This is a genomic window from Nonomuraea sp. NPDC002799, assembly GCF_053592075.1.
In genome coordinates this window covers 339,637-356,769 of the sequence record NZ_JBSFVA010000002.1, presented here as the reverse complement: position 1 = coordinate 356,769, position 17,133 = coordinate 339,637, and the positions used below count along the sequence as shown (strand labels likewise).

Below are 17,133 nucleotides of genomic sequence, written 5' to 3'. Positions count from 1 at the left end.
TGAGAAGAGCGCATCGCAAGAGTCTCTCACCTCGGCCACCTAGCGGGCTGAACCAGGCGTCGATCTGCCGCGATGGTCAATCCGATCATCCTGGGATCGAGCTCTCCACCTGCTCGTCGTCCCACCCGCCGCGTCGAGGAGGCGGTCACACTCCCTGGTGATCAGTTGTGGTGATGGCTCCTTGCGAAAACGGCTGTTTCCGTCTGGCCCGCCGTGGCGTTGGCTCGGGATGAAAGAGCGTGAGGAGACTCAGCAGCGTCCGTACCGTCGTGCTCGCCCTGCACCCGGCCGCGAGGGAAACCGATCATCTGCCCGCAGTGGGCAGAACGGCGTCGACGGCGGACCGCTTTTCTCGCGGAGCCATCCGGCGGAACGTATTCCAAAGGAGTGATGGCGCCCATGTCAGACGACGGTCATGTTCTTGCGCGGCAGACCGCAACCTCCGTCTCGTGAGGGTAGCGCTGCTGGGGCCGATTGCCTGGCGTACGCCTCCGCGCCATTACGGCCCGTGGGAGCAGGTCACGAGCCTGCTCGCCGAGGGACTCGCCGCCGCCGGCGTCGATGTGACGCTGTTCGCCACGCTGGACTCCGTCACCTCCGGAACGCTGGACGGAGTGTGCCCACGCGGGTACGCCGACGATCCATCGCTCGACGGGCGGGTGTGGGAGGCGATGCATGTCGCGCACGCGCTGAGCCGTTCGGGTGAGTTCGATCTCGTCCACAACCATCTCGACTGGCTGCCACTGGCCTTCGCCGATCATTGCCGGACCCCGTTGCTCACCACGGTTCACGGATTCTCCGGAACGGGAATCCTGCCTGCCTACGCCCATGCCCGGTCCGCCTACGTGTCCATCTCGGACGCGGACCGTGTACCGGAGCTGGACTACGTCGCCACGGTGCACCATGGCATCGATCTCGACGCGTTCCCCTTCGACCCGGTGGGCGGCCGGCGGCTGATCGCGTTCGGCCGCATTCATCCCGACAAGGGGACGCACACGGCCATCGAGATCGCTCGGCGGGCCGGGATGCCGCTGACCATCTGCGGAATCGTCCAGGACGAGCGGTACTTCGAGAAGGAGGTCGCTCCGAAGGTCGACGGAGAGCAGGTCAGGTTCCTCGGGTCGGTGGGGCCCGAGCGGCGTGGTGAGATCCTCGGCAGCGGCGCCGCCCTGCTGCACCCCATCGCGTTCGACGAGCCCTTCGGCCTGTCGGTGGTCGAGTCGATGGCCTGCGGCACGCCCGTCGTCGCCTACCGGCGCGGATCCATGGCCGAAGTCGTGGACCAGGGAGTGACGGGTTTCCTGGTGGACTCCCTTGACGAGGCGGTCACCGCGCTGACGCGCATCACGACGATCGATCGCGCGGGCTGCCGCGCACAGGCCGAACGCAGATTCACTGCAGATCGGATGGTGACCAGTTACTTGCTCATCTACCGCGAAATGTTAGGACAAAGTTAGCGGGCGGCCGCCGTATGAGAGCAGGCCCCCGTATGAGAGCAGGCCCCCGTATGAGGGCAGGCCCCCGGTGAAGGCTCCGGGTTCCACCGCACAGGCAGACGGGGTAGCCGTCTTCACCGAACGAGCCGCATCGGCATCCCTTCTGGTGCGGCCGAATGACCGAAAGGCATGGCAGTTGGCCCTCACATATGGCTTTCTCAGCACCCACCCGCCCACCCAGTGCGGGCTCGCGACCTTCAACTCCGCCCTGGCCGCCCATCTCACCAGGGGCGGCATGTTCGGCGGCATCGTCCGTGTCACCGCGGAAGGCGACGACGAACGGCCGCAGCCCGGGGTCGTGCACACCTGGACTCCCGGCGGGCTCGGCGGCTGGAAGGCCGCAGCCTCCGCTCTGGAGAACTTCGACGTGGCCATCGTGCAGCACGAGTACGGCATCTACCCCGGCTTGGACGGCCAGGACGTCCTGCCGCTGCTACGTCGCCTCACCGTGCCGAGCATCGTGGTCCTGCACACCGTCCTGGCCAGGCCCACTCCCCAGCAGAAGGCCCTGCTCGAGGAGATCGTGGCCGCCGCCGACGCCATCGTGACCATGACCGGCACCGCTCATGACCGGTTGACGGCCGGCTACCGAGTGGAGGCCGGCAAGGTGTCCGTCATTCCGCACGGGGCCGCCGACCACATGCGGGTCCCGGCTAGACGCCGGCCCCGTCCGCACCTGCTCACCTGGGGACTGATCGGACCCGGCAAAGGCATCGAGTGGGCGTTACGCGCGCTCGCGCTCCTGGTGGGCCTCGACCCGCCACCGATGTATACGATCGCTGGAAAGACCCACCCCAAAGTACTGGAGCAGCAAGGCGAGGCCTATCGTGACGGGCTGCACGAGCTCGCCGCCCGGCTCGGGGTGTCCAGGGCCGTCCGGCACGACCCTGTCTACCGGGATCAGGACTCGCTGAGCCGGCTCGTCCGCTCAGCAGACGTCGTCGTCCTGCCCTATGACTCCGCGGAGCAGGTGACCTCCGGTGTCCTCATCGAGGCCGTGGCCGCGGGCGTGCCGGTCGTCGCCACCTCATTCCCGCACGCCGTGGAACTGCTCACCAGCGGTCCAGGACTACTCGTTCCACACGGCAACCCCGCCGAGCTCGCCTCCGCCATACGCCGGGTCCTCACGCAACCCGGGCTGGCCGACAATCTCATCGGGCGTACCCGCACCCTGATCCCGACCCTGCTGTGGCCCGCGGTCGCGGCCCGATATGACGGCCTCGTCCGCTCGCTCGTCGCCGAGCGGCCGGCCGCAGCGGTCTCAGCGCTGCCATGAGCACCGCCACTCCCGGCTTCAAGCACCTGCTCCGGCTGAGCGACGACACCGGCCTGTTCGAGCATGCCCGGCACGCCCTCGTCCGCCGCCATCACGGTTATTGCACCGACGACGTCGCCCGCGGGCTCGTCGTCGTCACCCGCGAACCGCACCCTGCCCACCGGCTGACCCGGCTGGCGGAGTGCTACCTGGCCTTCCTCACTCACGCTCAGGACCGTTCCGGTGCGTTCCACAACCGGCTCTCCTTCGACCGGCGCTGGAGCGACCGGCCGGGCGTCGGCGACTGGTGGGGACGGGCGATGTGGGGCCTGGGCACCGCGGCGGCCCGCAACGCCGCTCCGTGGATCCGGGAAGAAGCGCTGCTCGCCTTCACTCTCGGCGCCGAACAGCGCTCCCCGCATCCGCGCGCCATGGTCTTCGCCGGGCTGGGCGCGGCCGAGGTCCTACGCGCCAGCCCGGACAGCACTGTGGCCGCCAGCCTGCTGATGGACGCGGCGGAGGCGATCGGCGCTCCCTCGGAGAACCCCTCCTGGCCGTGGCCGCAACCGCACCTGACCTACGCCAACGCCGCTCTCGCCGAGGTGCTCATCGCCGCCGGGGAGCTGAGCGATGACCGGCAACTGCTCGCCACCGGCCTGCTCATGCTCGCCTGGCTGTGTGACATCCAGACGAGGGACGGTCGGCTCGCGGTCGTGCCCGCCACCGGCTGGCGCTTGAACGCGCCGCGATCCCGCTACGACCAGCAGCCGATCGAGGTGGCCGCACTCGCCGACGCCTGCGCCACCGCTGCCCGCGTGACCGGCGACCAAGCGTGGCAGGAGAAGGTACGGCAGTCGGTGGCGTGGTTCGAGGGTGCCAACGACGCGAATGCTCTCATGTGGGACCCGGCGACCGGCGGAGGCTACGACGGCCTCACCGAGCACGGTCCGAACCTCAACCAGGGCGCGGAGTCGACCATCGCGCTGATCTCCACCATGCAGTACGCCAGGCGGCTCCCATGACCAGCGGGGATCTGGCCACCCGGCTCGGCCCGACGCTCACTCCGGACCCGCGAAGAGTGATCATCAAGCTCTTCGTGCCCGGCGAGGACGCCGCGCTCACCCGTACTCGGGCCGCTGCGCTGATCGACCGCATCATGCTCCTTGACGACGACGAGACGACCGAAATGCTCCAGGAGACGCTGCGGCGATTCGGCGGTCGGCACCACGACCTCGAAGCGACCTTCGCCCATCACCACGACCTGGTCCGCCATCGCATCCCGCGCGACGTCGACCTGTCCCTGCCGGGTCGCCTCCTCGTAGGCGCCTACTTCAGCCACGAGTACGCCGTAGAAGCCGCGGCGGTGTGCAATCCCTCGATGGTCCCCCATCCCGACCAGTCCGGTCTGGGCCCTGGACAGTTTCGCGCGGCAATCAGCCTGCGGCAGATCGGCGAGGGACACCTCTCCTCCATCGGCTTCACCACGGCGATACTCGGCCCCCACTCCGACCTGGTCATCTCCGATCGCTCCGGGGCCCTGTCCGTCGGACGCCGGCACCGGACCCACCATCGGCGCGACCTGCTCGCCGCGGGGCTCTCCGACGATGCCTGGGACAACGAGGTGACGGCCTCCATGCTGGAGTCCCTGCCGGAACGCTTCGATGACGACGACTTCGAGCAGGCGCTCGGCCGGTTGCCTGCCGACCTGCTCACCCGCACCACCACGCAGCGCACCGTGGAAGAGATGCGCCGCACGACGCGCTCCGACTACGCCGTGGCCTTCTCCGCCGATCTCCCCCTTCACCGGCGGGTGCTCTGGCCCGGGACCGCGGCCGAGAGCAACGGCATGGAGGACGCGCGGTTCGTCCAGGTTGTCGACGAGGACGGCCGAACGTCCTATCGCGCGACCTACACCGCGTACGACGGGCGACACATCCGTTCCCACTTGATCGAAAGCGATGATCTGCGGCATTTCACGATCACCCCCATGCGCGGCCCCGCCGCCGTCAACAAGGGTATGGCGCTGTTCCCGCGATCGGTCGGGGGACGCAGCCTGGCGCTGTGCCGTTCCGACGGCGAGACCATCGGTCTCACGACCCTCGACGGGCGCAACAGATGGCAAAGGCCGGTACCGCTGCACACCCCCCGCCGCGGCTGGGAACTGATCCAGGTGGGTAACTGCGGGTCCCCTATCGAGACCAGGTTCGGCTGGCTCGTCCTGATACATGGCGTCGGCCCCATGCGCGAATACGCCATGAGCGCCCTGCTGCTCGACTCCCGCGAGCCGCATCGCGTCATCGCCGAACTCCCGGGCGCGCTTCTCACCGCCGGTGACACCGAACGTGAAGGCTACGTGCCCAACGTCGTGTATTCCTGTGGCGGCCTGCTGCATGACGACGCCGTGTGGTTGCCGTACGGGGCGAGCGACACTCGCATCGGATTCGCTCGGGTGCCGGTCACCACCCTCATCGGGGCCATGCGTCCACCACACTGAGCAGGTCGCCCTTCGGGGCGAGAGTGCCGATGTCCTGCTCGACGCAGGTGAGCAGGCCGTGGCAGGGACCGCCCAGGCAGCTGGCGTTGCAGTCGTGACCGCTGTCGCTCCGCTCGGTGTTCATGCCGGGTACGCGTGGGTCTCGGTGGCCTTGACCGAGGCCCAGATCCGCTGGCCGGGCGTCAGGTCGAGGTCGGCCACAGCGGCGGGGGTGATGTCGGCGAAGGCGGCGATGGGGCCGTCGAGGTGCACGCGGACGTTGTCGCCGTGTCGTTCGATGCCGTCGATGCGCGCCTGCCACAGGTTGCGCGGGCTGCCGTCCGGCCGGGTCCGATACAGGGCCACGGCGGCGGGCGGGAAGGCCACGAACGCGGCCCCGCCGAGCTGTTCGGAGGTGTGCAGCACCAACTCGCCGACCTTGACCCGGGCACCGTCGGCCACGCCGCGATACAGGTTGAGCCCGACCAGGCGGGCGACATAGTCGGTGCGTGGGCGGCGGGCGACCTCGGCCGGTGGGCCCTGCTGGACGGTGGCGCCGTGTTCGATGACGATCAGCCGGTCGGCCAGCACCATGGCGTCGAGGGGGTCGTGGGTGACCAGGACGGTGACGCCGTCGAAGTCGGCCAGATGGCGGCGCAACTGGGAGCGGATCTCCAGCCGGGTGTGGGCGTCGAGGGCGGCCAAGGGCTCGTCCAGCAGCAGCAGCTCGGGCTGGACGGCCAGGGCCCGGGCCAGGGCGACCCGCTGGGCCTGCCCGCCGGACAACTGCCGTGGCCGGGCGGTGGCGCGATCGGCCAGGCCGACCCGTTCCAGCAGGGCGGCGGCGGTGCGGCGGGCCTCGGCCTTGGACGCGCCCTGGCAGCGCGGCCCGAACGCGACGTTGTCCAGCGCGCTCAGGTGCGGGAAGAGCAGGTAGTCCTGGAAGACCATGCCGATCGGGCGGCTCTCGGCGGGCAGGGTGTGCAGCGGCCGGCCGCGCAGGCTGATGTGCCCGCCGGACATGGGGGTGAGCCCGGCGAGGGCGCGCAGGGCGGTGGTCTTGCCCGCGCCGTTCGGCCCGAGCAACGCCACGACCTCGCCGGGAGCGACCTCCAGGGCGACGTCCAGCGCGAACGCGGGCCGCACGACGACCAGCCGGGCATCGAGCGTCATGGGCTGGTCACCCCTCGGTCCAGGCCGACCACCAAAACGTCGAGCGTCATGGGCTGGTCACCCATCGGTCGCGCAGACTGGCCAGGATGACCACCGAGACGGCCAGCAGCACCAGGCTGAGCACGATGGCGGCCTCCGGCTCGGTCTCCAGCGCCAGGTAGACCGCCAGCGGCATCGTCCGCGTCGTACCGGGGAAGTTGCCGGCGAACGTGATCGTCGCGCCGAACTCGCCCAGCGCCCGCGCCCAGCACAACACCGCCCCGGCCACCACGCCCGGCATGATGAGCGGCAGCGTCACCCGCCGGAACACCGTCCACCGCGACGCCCCCAGCGTGGCGGCGGCCTCCTCGAAACGCTGGTCGGCGGCGCGCAGCGCCCCCTCGACGCTGATCACCAGGAACGGCATCGCCACGAACGCCTCCGCGATGATCACCCCCGCCGTCGTGAACGGCAACGTGATCCCGAACGTGGTCTCCAGCCACTGCCCGACCAGCCCTCGCCGCCCGAGCACGAGCAGCAACGCCACACCGCCGACCACCGGCGGCAACACCAGTGGCACGGTGACCAGGGCCCGGACCAGCCGCCGCCCGGGAAACGACACCCGGGCCAGCAACCAGGCCAGCGGCACCCCGAGCAGCAGGCACACGGCCGTGGCCACGCTGGCGCACAGCAGCGACAACCGCAACGCCTCCAGCACCTGCGGCTCGGCCAGCCGCGCCACCAGCGTGGACCACGGAGCCCGGATCAGCAGCCCGGCCAGCGGCAGCACCAGGAAGACCAGCCCCACCAGCGCGGGCAGCACCAGCATCCAGGGCAGCCGCCCGGAGGCCGCACCGCCCCCGGACCGGCGTCCGGCCGGCCGGTCAGGCGGGCCCCCCAGGTCAAGCTGCTCCGGCACAGAAGACTCCATCCCCGATCAGGGGGCCTCGAAGCCGGCCTTGGTCAGCACGTCCTCGCCCTGCTGTGACAACACCAGATCCACGAACTGCCGGGCCGCGTCACCGGCCGGCGCCTTGGCCACGGTGGCGATCGGATAGTCGTTGATCGCCTGCTCCGCCTCCGGGAACTCGATCCCGGTCACCTTGCCCGCCGAGGCGATCACGTCGGTCTTGTAGACCAGCGCCGCGTCCACCTCTCCCAGCTCCACCTTGGTCAGCGTGGCCTTGACGTCCTGCTCCAGAGTGACCGGGGTGACCTTCAGCCCGGCCGCGTCCAGTGCCTTGACCGCCGCCGCCCCGCACGGCACCTGCTCGGCGCAGAGCGCCACCTTCACCTTGGCGTCGGTCAGGTCCCTCAGCTCATCCACCTTGGCCGGGTTGTCCTTCGGCACGGCGATCTGCAGCTTGTTCCGGACGAACGTGGTCGGCGAGGCCGCCAGCGACGCGTCGGTGACGGTCTTCATCGTGGCCGGGCTGGCCGCGGCGAACACGTCGGCCGGCGCCCCCTGAACGATCTGCTGCGCCAGGGTCGCGCTGGAGCCGAAGTTGAACTTCACCGTCGTGCCCGGATGCGCGGCCTCGAAGACCTTGCCGAGCTCGGTGAACGTCCCGGTCAGCGACGCCGCCGCGAACACCGTCACCTCCTTGGCCGCGCCCCCGGCGGACGCCGGGGACGAAGCCGAGGACGTGGCCGGTTCGCCGGAGCCGCAACCGGACAGGGCCGCCAGCGCGAGCGCGACGGGCAAGGCGACCGCCCACCGGGAAACACGCCTGATCACCACGGGGCTCCTCACAGGTAACTGGCCACACGCTCGTGGCCGGGGATCTCCACGACGACGTTGGTGGACTTGATCACGGCGACCGCCACCACCCCCGCCTCCAGGCCCAGCTCATCAGCGGCCTGGCGGCTCATCAGCGACACCACCCGGAACGGCCCCGCGGCGATCTCCACCTGCGCCATCACCGCGTCGCGAAGCACCTCGGTGACGATGCCGCGAAAGCGGTTACGCGCCGAGGAGCGGCCACCGCCGTCGATCTCCTCGATCTGCGCGCGGGCGAAAGCGGCCAGGTCGGCACCGTTCACCCGCCGGTGGCCATGCTCGTCCCGCTCGGCTCCCAACCGGCCCGCGTCCACCCATCGGCGGACGGTGTCGGCGCTGACCCCGAGCAGCGCCGCGGCCTCACTGATCCGAAACGTCGTCACAAGCCCTCACCCTACCTGCCGCACCTGCCAGCCTGAAGACCCATCTTCGACCGCAACAGCGGCACGATATCCAGACCTGGCCCGGTATCTGCGGAAAGGCCAGATCGCGGGCCAACAGCCGCCCCAGGGCGGGCTAACCACTCACCAGGTCGTGTGCGGCCTGGTTGAAGGCACGGACGCGAGCGGTGGCCCCGTCCGCACGCCAGTGCAGGCCCCACTGCAGCGGCGGCGCGTCGCTGAAGGGGATGTAGACGACGTCGGGACGGGCGTAGTAGCGCCTGCTCTGCGCGCCGACGGGGAAGACGCCGTGGCCGGCGCCGATGAGCGTGAGCATCTCGTTGAACGTCGCGGTCGCGGCGCCGCGCTCGATCGGCCGCCCGGCCGGAGTGGTCCGGGGCGAGCGGTCATCACGCAGCGAGGCCGGCGTGGTGTCGGGCAACTGCAGCACCTTCACTCTGGCCAGGTCCTCCAAGGAGACCGACGTCCGGCGGGCGAAAGGGTGCTGGGACGGAACGGCGAGCATGCGCTTCTCGCTCACCAGGACCGGCCCGGAGACGATGCCGGGCTGATCGACGGGGAAGGAGGCCAGCCCGATGTCGATCTCGCCGTCGCACAGCCAGGGGAAGATCTCGGTCATCTGCGCTTCACGCAGCTGAACGTCGCAGCCGGGCTCACGGGCGCGGAACAGCTCGGTCGCGCCGACCAGCAGTTGCCCGCCCGCCGCGCCGACGAAGGCGACGCGCAGCGTGCCGCTGAGACCGCGGCCGGTGTCGATCGCCCGCTCGAACGCGGTGGCGATCTGGGACCAGGCGGGCCGGATCTCCGCATACATCTGCCGGCCCACCGCGGACAGCTCCACCCGGCGGCTGGTGCGGTTGAACAGCGGCACCCCGACGCGGCGCTCCAGCTTGGCGATGGTCTGGCTGATCCGGGCGGTGGAGACGTGCAGACGCTCGGCGGTGCGGCCGAAATGCAGCTCCTCGGCCAGGGTGAGGAAGGCCTCCAGCTCGTGCCGTTCCAGCATGGCCCCTGCCTTCATCGTTAATCCAGACTTCACGATCGTGCCACAGACCCACATTGATCAGACCCGCGCCCCAGTCGAGAGTGGAGGAGCTCAGAACCCACCTGACCTCGCAAGGAGACCAAGATGAGCACCCTGAACGACCTGCGCGCCCTCGTACGAGGACGGGTCCTGCTGCCCGGGGACGACGGCTTCGACCAGGCTCGCCGCCCCTGGAACCTGGCGGTCGAGCAAGACGTGCCCGCGGTGGTCGAGGCGGCGGACGCCGCCGACGTCGCGGCCCTGGTCCGCTACGCCCACGCCCGTGGCCTGCAGGTGTCGGCCCAGCCCAGCGGCCATGGCGCCACCGGCGACCTGGACGGCGCGATCCTGCTGCGTACCGGCCTGCTGGACGAGGTGTCCGTGGATCCCCGCACCCGCACCGCGCGTATCGGCGCGGGCGTGCGCTGGGGCCAGGTCCAGCGGGCCGCGGCCGAGCACGGCCTGACCGGGCTGCCCGGCAGCTCCCCCGTGGTGAGCGTGACCGGCTACACCTTGGGCGGCGGACTCAGCTGGTTCTCCCGCGCCCACGGCTGGGCGGCCGACAGCGTCACCGCGTTCGAGGTCGTCGCCGCCGACGGCGCCCAGGCCCGGGTGACCGCCGGCTCCGACCCCGGCCTGTTCTGGGCCCTGCGCGGCGGCGGTGGCGACTTCGTGCTGGTCACCGCGCTGGAATTCGACCTGTACCCCGCCCCCGCCCTGTACGGGGGACGGATGTCGTGGACCGCCGACCGGGCGGCCGACGTCCTGGACGCCTACCGGCAGATCACCGCCGCGGCCCCCGACAGGCTCACCGTCTGGTTCGACCTGCTGAACTTCCCCGCGAGCCCGCCGATGGTCGCCGTGGACGCCACCTATCTGGGTGACCCGGCCGAGGGCCGCGCCCTCCTGCGGCCGCTGGAGCATCTCGGTGGGGCGTTGTCCGACAGCCGCGGCCCCCTGCCGATCACCGACCTCGGTTCCATCGCCGCCGAACCCACCACCCCCGGCCCCGGACTGTCGCACGGCGACCTGCTGACCGCACTGGACGACCTCACGGCCAAGACCCTCCTGGCCACCCCGATCGACCCGCTGCTCAGCGTGCAGCTCCGGCATCTCGGCGGCGCCTTGGCCCGCCCCTCCGACAGCCCGCACGGACCCCTCACCGAGCCGTACGCCCTCTACCTGTTCGGTGTGCCGAGCACCCCGGACTCCGCCGCGGCCATCCGGGCCAGGCAGCGGCGACTCCTCCGTGACCTCGCGCCCGCGATCAGTGGCCGCAAGCCGTACACCTACCTCAAGCCCGAGGAATCCGTGGCCGACGCCTTCGCTCCTGACGTCCTGGCCCGCCTGCGCGACATCAAGCGCCGCCACGACCCGGACAACACGATCCGCAGCAACTTCCCCGTGCGGGCCACCGGCTCCTGACGGGCGGAGATCCGCCCCGTCGGTTCAGGAGCTGTCGCGTTTGGCCTGCCGGCGGGCGCCGATGGCCAGCGTCTTGGCCTGGCGGCGACGCAGGGCCGCCGAGTCCGGCCGGCGATCGCGCTTCTGGCTCGCCATGGGGGACGTCATGTCATCATCCGCCGACCTGGGTGGCGGGATGCTCTGATGCCCGCGTGCGGCGGCCAGCCGTCCGGCCTTGAGCTCCTCGGCACTGCGCTTGGCCGCCCTGGCCAGGTGGCGGCTGACCCTGGCCAGCGTGTCCTCGAACACTTCGGCCTTCTGCGCATTGCGGCGATTCTTCGGTCGTGCCATACCGCGCCCGCCGAATTCGCCGACCCGGCCACTGGCTTCCCGCCGGTACATCTTCACGTATTTGTTGCGCGCCCGGCGTACGCGCGTGTGCAGTTCGACGAGGCCGTCCTCGTCCAGCGCGGTCAGATTGTCCTTGTCGGCCTCTCGCACCAAGTCCATCTCGGCCTCGGTCAGCGAGTTCAGTAGAGCCTTCACCACCATGCCCCCTCGCTTTTGCTCGCTATGTGACACCGGGGGTATTTAGCATGATATCAAGCTCTCCGCTGCTACGAACGCGGCGTTCCGAGTGACGAATTCGGCATTGTCTGCGTAAAAGAATTCATACCGAAGCAGTTGCCTTCAGGTGGTTCAGCGCGTCCTGCCGGGGCAGCTCGGCGCCCCGCCGGTACGCCGCGCGATACCCGTCCTCGCCGAGCCGCCCGATCAGCTCGGCCACCAGCACCCGCAACTCCGGGGCGCCTTCGTCGAACAGGCCGCGGATGACCTGGCTCATCCCCAGCGCGGTCGCCGCCCCGATCGCGTCGCCCTCCAGCGCGAGCACTCCGGCCAGCAGCTCCGCCCCCCAGGCCAGGCCATTGGCGTTGCCGTAGGCGAACACCCCGCGGATGGCGCCGGGCAGCAGCTCACGCGCCGGCCCGCCTGCTCCCTCCGCGATCCGGACGGCCAGCCGGTAGCCCGCGATCAGGTCCTCGGCGAGGGCTTCGGGGTAGAGCAGCCGGTGGGACAGTGACTCCATCCGGTCCAGGGCCTGATCGGCCTCCCGCAGCTCGCCCCTGTGCACGTGCACCTCGGCGAACGTGTTCAGCAGGGTGGCCGCCAGCCGCCGATGGCCGCGTTCGTCGGCGTGGCGCTGCGCGGCCCGCATGTCGCGCAGGGCGCCGTCCAGGTCGCCGCTGCGCATCCGCGCCCGCGCGAGCCTGCTCTTGGTGAGGTAGAGGTGCTCCTCGGTGCCGAGCTCGGAGCTGATCGCGACCGCCCGTTCGAAGATGGCGATGGCGGAGTCGTACTCGCCGCGCAGGGAATGATCTCTGCTGATCGAGAGCAGGCTCATCACCAGGCCCCAGCGGTCACCGGCCTCTTCGAAGCCGCGCAGCGCCTCCCGCCGGGCCTGGGCGCCGCCGAGCAGGTCGCCCTGTTCGGCGCGGACGAGGTCGTGGGCCCAGTAGGCGCTGGCCCGCACCCAGGGATCCGGCGAGCGGGACGCCTGCTCGAACTGGTGGTCCCGGCGTTGCGGGTCGCCCACCAGTTGCGACATCCGCAACAAGGGCAGGGCCGGGTGGAAGCCCATGGTGCCGGCCGGGTCGGCTTCCGTGACCGGTGAACCGGCCGCCGGCGACGCGTCGGTCCGACCGCCTGCCACACCTCGTACGACCTGGAAGGCGACGCGGGCCGGCTCAGGCAGAGCGTCGCCGAACTTGAGCACCTCGGCCAGGTACGTCTCGAACTGCGTGCTCATCCCCCTGATTCCCCAGTACCAGAACATGGCTCTGACGAATCGGGACACCATGAGCGCGTCTCCGGCGTCCAGGGTCGCCTGCAGCGCGGTGATCACGTTGTCGTGCTCGGCGTCGAAGACCGTGATCGCGCGGAGCTGCGCACCGCTGCGCAGCAGCGGCTCGTGCTCCTCGGCCAGCGCGAGAAAGTAGGCCGCGAAGCGGGCCGAGACGTCGTCGCCGGACTCCGCGAGCTGAGCGGCCGCGTAGGCGCGGATCGTCTCCAGCATGCGATAGCGCGGTTCGCCGTGGCCGGAGACCTGCACGATGGACTTCTCGACCAGCGACCCGAGCAGGTAAACGACGTCCTCGGCGGGCAGCGCCCCGTCCGAGCAGATCGCCTCCAGCGCGCCGGCGGTCGCCCCGCCGGAGAACACCGACAACCGGCGGGCCAGCACCCGCTCCGGGTCGGTCAGCAGGTCCCAGCTCCACTCGACCACCGCCAGCAGCGTCCGCTGGCGCGGCAGTGCGGTCCTGCTGCCCGAGGTGAGCAGCCGGAACCGGTCGTCGAGGCGGCGCGCGATCTGCGCCACGCTCATCGAGCGCAGCCTGGCCGCGGCCAGCTCCAGGGCCAGCGGCATCCCGTCCAGCCGCAGGCAGATCTCCACCACGGCGTCCACCGTGGACTCCTCCAGCACGAAGCCGGGCCGGACACCGGCGGCCCGGTCGACGAACAGGCGCACCGCCGCCGCCGCGGCCGCCTCATGGAGCTCCGGCGACTCCGCCGGCAGGTCGAGCGGGCCGAGATGGCACAGCGCCTCCCCGGTGATCGCCAGCGGCTCCCTGCTCGTGGCCAGGATCCGCAACTGCGGCAGCCGCAGGAGCAGCTGCTCGGCCAGCTCCGCGGCCGCGTCGATCAGGTGCTCGCAGTTGTCCAGCAGGAGCACCGCGTCGCCGACGTCGAGCAGCTCGGCCACCCGGTCGAACGGGGTGGTCGCCGCGGCCTGGCCGCCCTCGTACAGACGGCCGTCGGTGGAGTTGAGCGCGCCCAGCACCGCGTCGGCGATCTGGTCCCGGGCGCTCAGACCGGCCAGCGGCACGAACCACACGCGGCCGCGGAGATGAGCCGGGTCCTGGGTGGCCACCTCCAGCGACAACCTCGTCTTGCCCGCCCCGCCAGGGCCGACGATGGTGACCAGCCGGGAGCCGGCCATGAGCTTCGCGACCTGGCTCAGCTCGCTCTCCCGGCCGACGAAACCGGCCAGCCGGGCCGGCAGCCGGCTGCGGGCGACCTCGGCCTGCCCCGATGGCCGTTCCAGCTCGCCGCGGAGCAGGGCGAGATGGACCTCGCGCAACTCGGGTGACGGGTCGACGCCGAGCTCCTCGGCCAGCCTGGCGCGCATCTCCTCGTACACCGCCAGGGCGTCCGCCTGCCGGCCGGCGGCGGCGAGCGCCCGCATCCGCAGCCCGGCCAGCCGTTCGCTCAGCGGCCGCGCGGCCCCGGCCGACCGCGGATCGGCCAGCACCTCGTCGTGCCGGCCCAGCCGCAGCAGCGCCTCGAACCGGTCCTCGACGGCCGTGGCCCGCAGGTCCTCCCACCGCACGGCCACCGCGCCGGCGAACGGCGCCTCCGACACGTCGGCGAGCATCTGCCCGCGCCACTCCTCCAGCGCGCCGGTCAGCGCCGCGACCGCCGGCTCGGCCCGGCCCGCCGCAAGATCGTGCCGGCCCTGCCGGGCCAGCTCCTCGAACCGGTAGGCGTCCACGTCCCCGGCCCGCACCGGCAGCCGGTAGCCGCCCGCCACCAGCTCCGGCGCACCCGCCCCGCCCAGCACCCGCCGCAACCGGGACACCAGCGCCTGCACCGCGCCGGCCGCCCTCGACGGCGGCTCCTCGCCCCACAGATCGTCGATCAGCGACCCGACCGGCACCGGCCGGCCGGCCTCCAGCGCCAACCTGGCCACCAGCATCCGCAGCCTGACGCCGCTGATGTCGATCGGCACCCCGTCCTCCGAAAGCACCTGAACCGGGCCCAACACACGAATGCGCACGTGCGTAGCCTCGCAGAACATCGCCGTCCGGGCGGTGCCCGGCGGTCCCCCTGGCCGTGCGTCCCCGGTTGACCGGAGGGATAACGTACGTCGAATGAGTACGACTGTGGGGAAACGTCCCGCATCCGAGGCCACCGAGACCCGCCGGCGGCGGGTGGTGGCCTTGGGCACGCTTGTGGTGTTCCTCCTGGTCGCGGCGGCGGTGTCGCTGGCCGTCGGCGCGCGCGCGTTGAGTCCCGCGGAGGTGTGGCACGGGTTTTTCCCGGCGCCGGGCTCCGACCAGCGGCTCACCGAGATCACGCTCATCGTGCAGACCGTGCGGGTGCCCAGGACCGTGCTCGCGATCGTGGCGGGCATCGCCTTGGGGGTCAGCGGTGCGTTGATCCAGGGCTACACGCGCAACCCGATCGCCGACACGGGGTTGCTGGGGGTGAACTCCGGCGCCTCGTTCGCCGTGGTGACGGTGATCCTCCTGTTCGGGTTCGCCAATCCGTACCAGTACGTGTGGTTCGCCTTCCTGGGGGCGGCGGTCGCCGGTGTCGTCGTGTTCGGGCTGGCGAGCCTCGGCCGGGGGGCGGGCAATCCGCTGACGCTCGCGCTGGCCGGGCAGGGGGTCGCGGTGTTCCTGACCGCGATGACCACGGCGGTCGCGCTGTCGGACCAGGCGTCGCTGAACGCGCTGCGGTTCTGGAACGCGGGCTCCGTGGCCGGGGTCGGATTCGACGTCATCTGGCCGGTGCTCGCGTTCATCGTGGTCGGGCTGGTGCTGGGGGCGACCACCCTGCCCGCCATCAACCTGCTCAACCTGGGCGACGACGTGGCACGCGGGCTCGGCGTGAACATCGCGCGCAGCCGGACCGTCGGCATCGTCGCCATCACCCTGCTGGCGGGCGCGACGACGGCGGCCTGCGGCCCCATCGCGTTCCTCGGGCTCATGGTGGCCCACGTGGCCCGCTATCTCACCGGACCGGACTATCGCTGGCTGGTGCCGTGCGCGGGTCTGCTCGGCGCCGTGATCCTGCTGACCTGTGACATCGTGGGGCGCGTGGTGACCCGACCGGGCGAGTTGCAGGCAGGCGTCGTCGTCGCTCTCGTCGGCGCCCCGTTCTTCGCGGCGCTGGTGTGGCGCGGAAAGTTCAAGACGGTATGAACGAGACAGCGGTGCAGACGCCCGTGACACCGGGCGTGCGGCTCGGCCGGGCCTCGTTCGTGTGGCGGCCCTGGATGGTGTTCGTCACGCTGCTGCTGGTGGCGGCGGCCTTTCTGGTGTTCTGCCTGTCCATCGGCCTCGGGGACTTCCCCATCGGCCTGCCCCAGGTGGTCGCCACGCTCCTCGGCCAGGGTGAGCGGGTCGACGAGTTCGTGATCATGGATCTGCGGATGCCGCGCGCCCTGGCCGGGCTCATCGTGGGGGTCGCGCTGGGGGCGTCCGGGGCGATCACGCAGTCCATCACGCGCAACCCGCTGGCCAGCCCGGACATCCTGGGCATCACCGGGGGCGCGAGCGCGGTCGCGGTGTTCCTGGTGACGGTGTCGGGCGGGACCGCCGCCGCGATCGTCAGCTCCGTGGGCCTGTCCGTGGCGGCGCTGGCGGGTGGTCTCGGCACGGGTCTGCTGGTCTATCTCCTGGCGTGGCGGCGCGGGATCAACGGCCTGCGGCTCATCCTCATCGGCATCTCGGTGAGCGCCGTGACGCAGGCGATCACGGCCTGGCTGCTGGTCACGGCGGACATCCGCGACGTGGCCCGGGCCCAGGCGTGGCTGGTCGGCTCGCTGGACAACCGGTCGTGGGGCGAGGTCTGGGTGGCACTGTGGTGCTCGCTCGCCCTGCTGGCCGTCGTGTCGTGCATCGCGTTCCAGCTCAGGCCGCTGCACTTCGGCGACGACGTCGCGGCGGGCCTGGGCGTGCGCTACACGATGGTGCGGGCGGTCCTGCTGCTGTGCGCGGTGTTGCTGGCCGGCGTGGCGGTGAGCGCGGCGGGCCCGGTCCCGTTCGTCGCGCTGGTGGCGCCGCAGGTCGCGATGCGTTTGACCCGCTGCCCGACACCGCCGCTGGTGGCCTCCGGGCTGACGGGCGCGCTGCTGCTGATCGGCGCGGACCTGGTGGCGCGTACGGCGCTGCCGATCACCCTCCCGGTCGGCGTGGTCACCGCCGCGATCGGCGGCCCCTTCCTCGTCTACCTGCTGGTACGGGCGAACCTCAGGCGGAGGTGAGCACCGGCCGGCGCGGACGTGAGCGACCGGCCACCCAGCGTGCCGATCGACCGCGCCCCCGCCGATCTCGGCATCCAAGGTTAGGCTCACCTAATTCCC

General features: G+C 71.3%; 14 protein-coding genes. 7 read left to right on the top strand and 7 right to left on the bottom strand.

Features of this window, described 5'->3' with window-relative positions:
- Positions 1 to 269 precede the first annotated feature (269 nt).
- The 4 genes from ACWD0F_RS05510 (at position 270) to ACWD0F_RS05495 (ending at position 5,245) form a co-directional block, all read left to right on the top strand.
- On the top strand, positions 270 to 1,457 hold the full coding sequence (locus tag ACWD0F_RS05510) for a glycosyltransferase family 4 protein (protein ID WP_449872700.1): 1,188 nt from the start codon (positions 270 to 272) through the stop codon (positions 1,455 to 1,457).
- A gap of 175 nt (positions 1,458 to 1,632) precedes the next feature.
- The gene (locus tag ACWD0F_RS05505; RefSeq protein ID WP_449872699.1) at positions 1,633 to 2,772 is read left to right on the top strand and encodes a glycosyltransferase; all 1,140 of its coding nucleotides are present in this window, start codon (positions 1,633 to 1,635) and stop codon (positions 2,770 to 2,772) included.
- Entirely contained in the window at positions 2,769 to 3,773 is a 1,005-nt protein-coding gene (locus ACWD0F_RS05500; RefSeq protein WP_449872698.1) for a glycosyltransferase, read from the top strand. Before ACWD0F_RS05505 ends, ACWD0F_RS05500 begins: the two co-directional genes overlap by 4 nt.
- Positions 3,770 to 5,245 (top strand): glycoside hydrolase family 130 protein, encoded by a 1,476-nt coding sequence (locus tag ACWD0F_RS05495; RefSeq protein ID WP_449872697.1) that lies wholly within the window; start codon positions 3,770 to 3,772, stop codon positions 5,243 to 5,245. The genes ACWD0F_RS05500 and ACWD0F_RS05495 overlap by 4 nt, the downstream gene beginning before the upstream one ends.
- A gap of 120 nt (positions 5,246 to 5,365) precedes the next feature.
- Here ACWD0F_RS05495 and ACWD0F_RS05490 read toward each other — a convergent pair whose 3' ends face one another.
- From ACWD0F_RS05490 to ACWD0F_RS05470, 5 genes are all read right to left on the bottom strand, one after another.
- Positions 5,366 to 6,397 carry an ABC transporter ATP-binding protein gene (locus ACWD0F_RS05490; protein ID WP_449872696.1) on the bottom strand — a complete coding sequence of 344 codons (1,032 nt, stop codon included), beginning with the start codon at positions 6,395 to 6,397 and terminating at the stop codon, positions 5,366 to 5,368.
- Between the two features lie 46 nt (positions 6,398 to 6,443).
- Positions 6,444 to 7,205 (bottom strand): molybdate ABC transporter permease subunit, encoded by a 762-nt coding sequence (gene modB, locus ACWD0F_RS05485; protein WP_449872939.1) that lies wholly within the window; start codon positions 7,203 to 7,205, stop codon positions 6,444 to 6,446.
- A 108-nt stretch (positions 7,206 to 7,313) separates the two neighbouring features.
- Entirely contained in the window at positions 7,314 to 8,114 is an 801-nt protein-coding gene (gene modA, locus ACWD0F_RS05480; RefSeq protein ID WP_449872695.1) for a molybdate ABC transporter substrate-binding protein, read from the bottom strand.
- 11 nt (positions 8,115 to 8,125) lie between these two features.
- Complete coding sequence (locus tag ACWD0F_RS05475) at positions 8,126 to 8,539, bottom strand: TOBE domain-containing protein (protein ID WP_449872694.1); 414 nt, start codon at positions 8,537 to 8,539, stop codon at positions 8,126 to 8,128.
- Positions 8,540 to 8,672: 133 nt separating this feature from the next.
- The gene (locus ACWD0F_RS05470) at positions 8,673 to 9,578 is read right to left on the bottom strand and encodes a LysR family transcriptional regulator (protein ID WP_449872693.1); all 906 of its coding nucleotides are present in this window, start codon (positions 9,576 to 9,578) and stop codon (positions 8,673 to 8,675) included.
- A gap of 108 nt (positions 9,579 to 9,686) precedes the next feature.
- Here ACWD0F_RS05470 and ACWD0F_RS05465 point away from each other — a divergent pair, with 108 nt between their 5' ends.
- Entirely contained in the window at positions 9,687 to 11,006 is a 1,320-nt protein-coding gene (locus ACWD0F_RS05465; RefSeq protein WP_449872692.1) for an FAD-binding oxidoreductase, read from the top strand.
- A 24-nt stretch (positions 11,007 to 11,030) separates the two neighbouring features.
- Here ACWD0F_RS05465 and ACWD0F_RS05460 read toward each other — a convergent pair whose 3' ends face one another.
- Positions 11,031 to 11,537 carry a hypothetical protein gene (locus ACWD0F_RS05460; RefSeq protein WP_449872691.1) on the bottom strand — a complete coding sequence of 169 codons (507 nt, stop codon included), beginning with the start codon at positions 11,535 to 11,537 and terminating at the stop codon, positions 11,031 to 11,033.
- Positions 11,538 to 11,655: 118 nt separating this feature from the next.
- Complete coding sequence (locus ACWD0F_RS05455; RefSeq protein WP_449872690.1) at positions 11,656 to 14,820, bottom strand: BTAD domain-containing putative transcriptional regulator; 3,165 nt, start codon at positions 14,818 to 14,820, stop codon at positions 11,656 to 11,658.
- Between the two features lie 94 nt (positions 14,821 to 14,914).
- Between ACWD0F_RS05455 and ACWD0F_RS05450 the strand changes: the two genes are divergently transcribed.
- Together ACWD0F_RS05450 and ACWD0F_RS05445 are read left to right on the top strand one after the other, a co-directional pair.
- Positions 14,915 to 15,970: a FecCD family ABC transporter permease gene (locus ACWD0F_RS05450; protein ID WP_449872689.1), complete on the top strand. Its 1,056-nt coding sequence runs from the start codon at positions 14,915 to 14,917 to the stop codon at positions 15,968 to 15,970.
- Positions 15,967 to 17,034: a FecCD family ABC transporter permease gene (locus ACWD0F_RS05445; RefSeq protein WP_449872688.1), complete on the top strand. Its 1,068-nt coding sequence runs from the start codon at positions 15,967 to 15,969 to the stop codon at positions 17,032 to 17,034. Before ACWD0F_RS05450 ends, ACWD0F_RS05445 begins: the two co-directional genes overlap by 4 nt.
- Positions 17,035 to 17,133 lie beyond the last annotated feature (99 nt).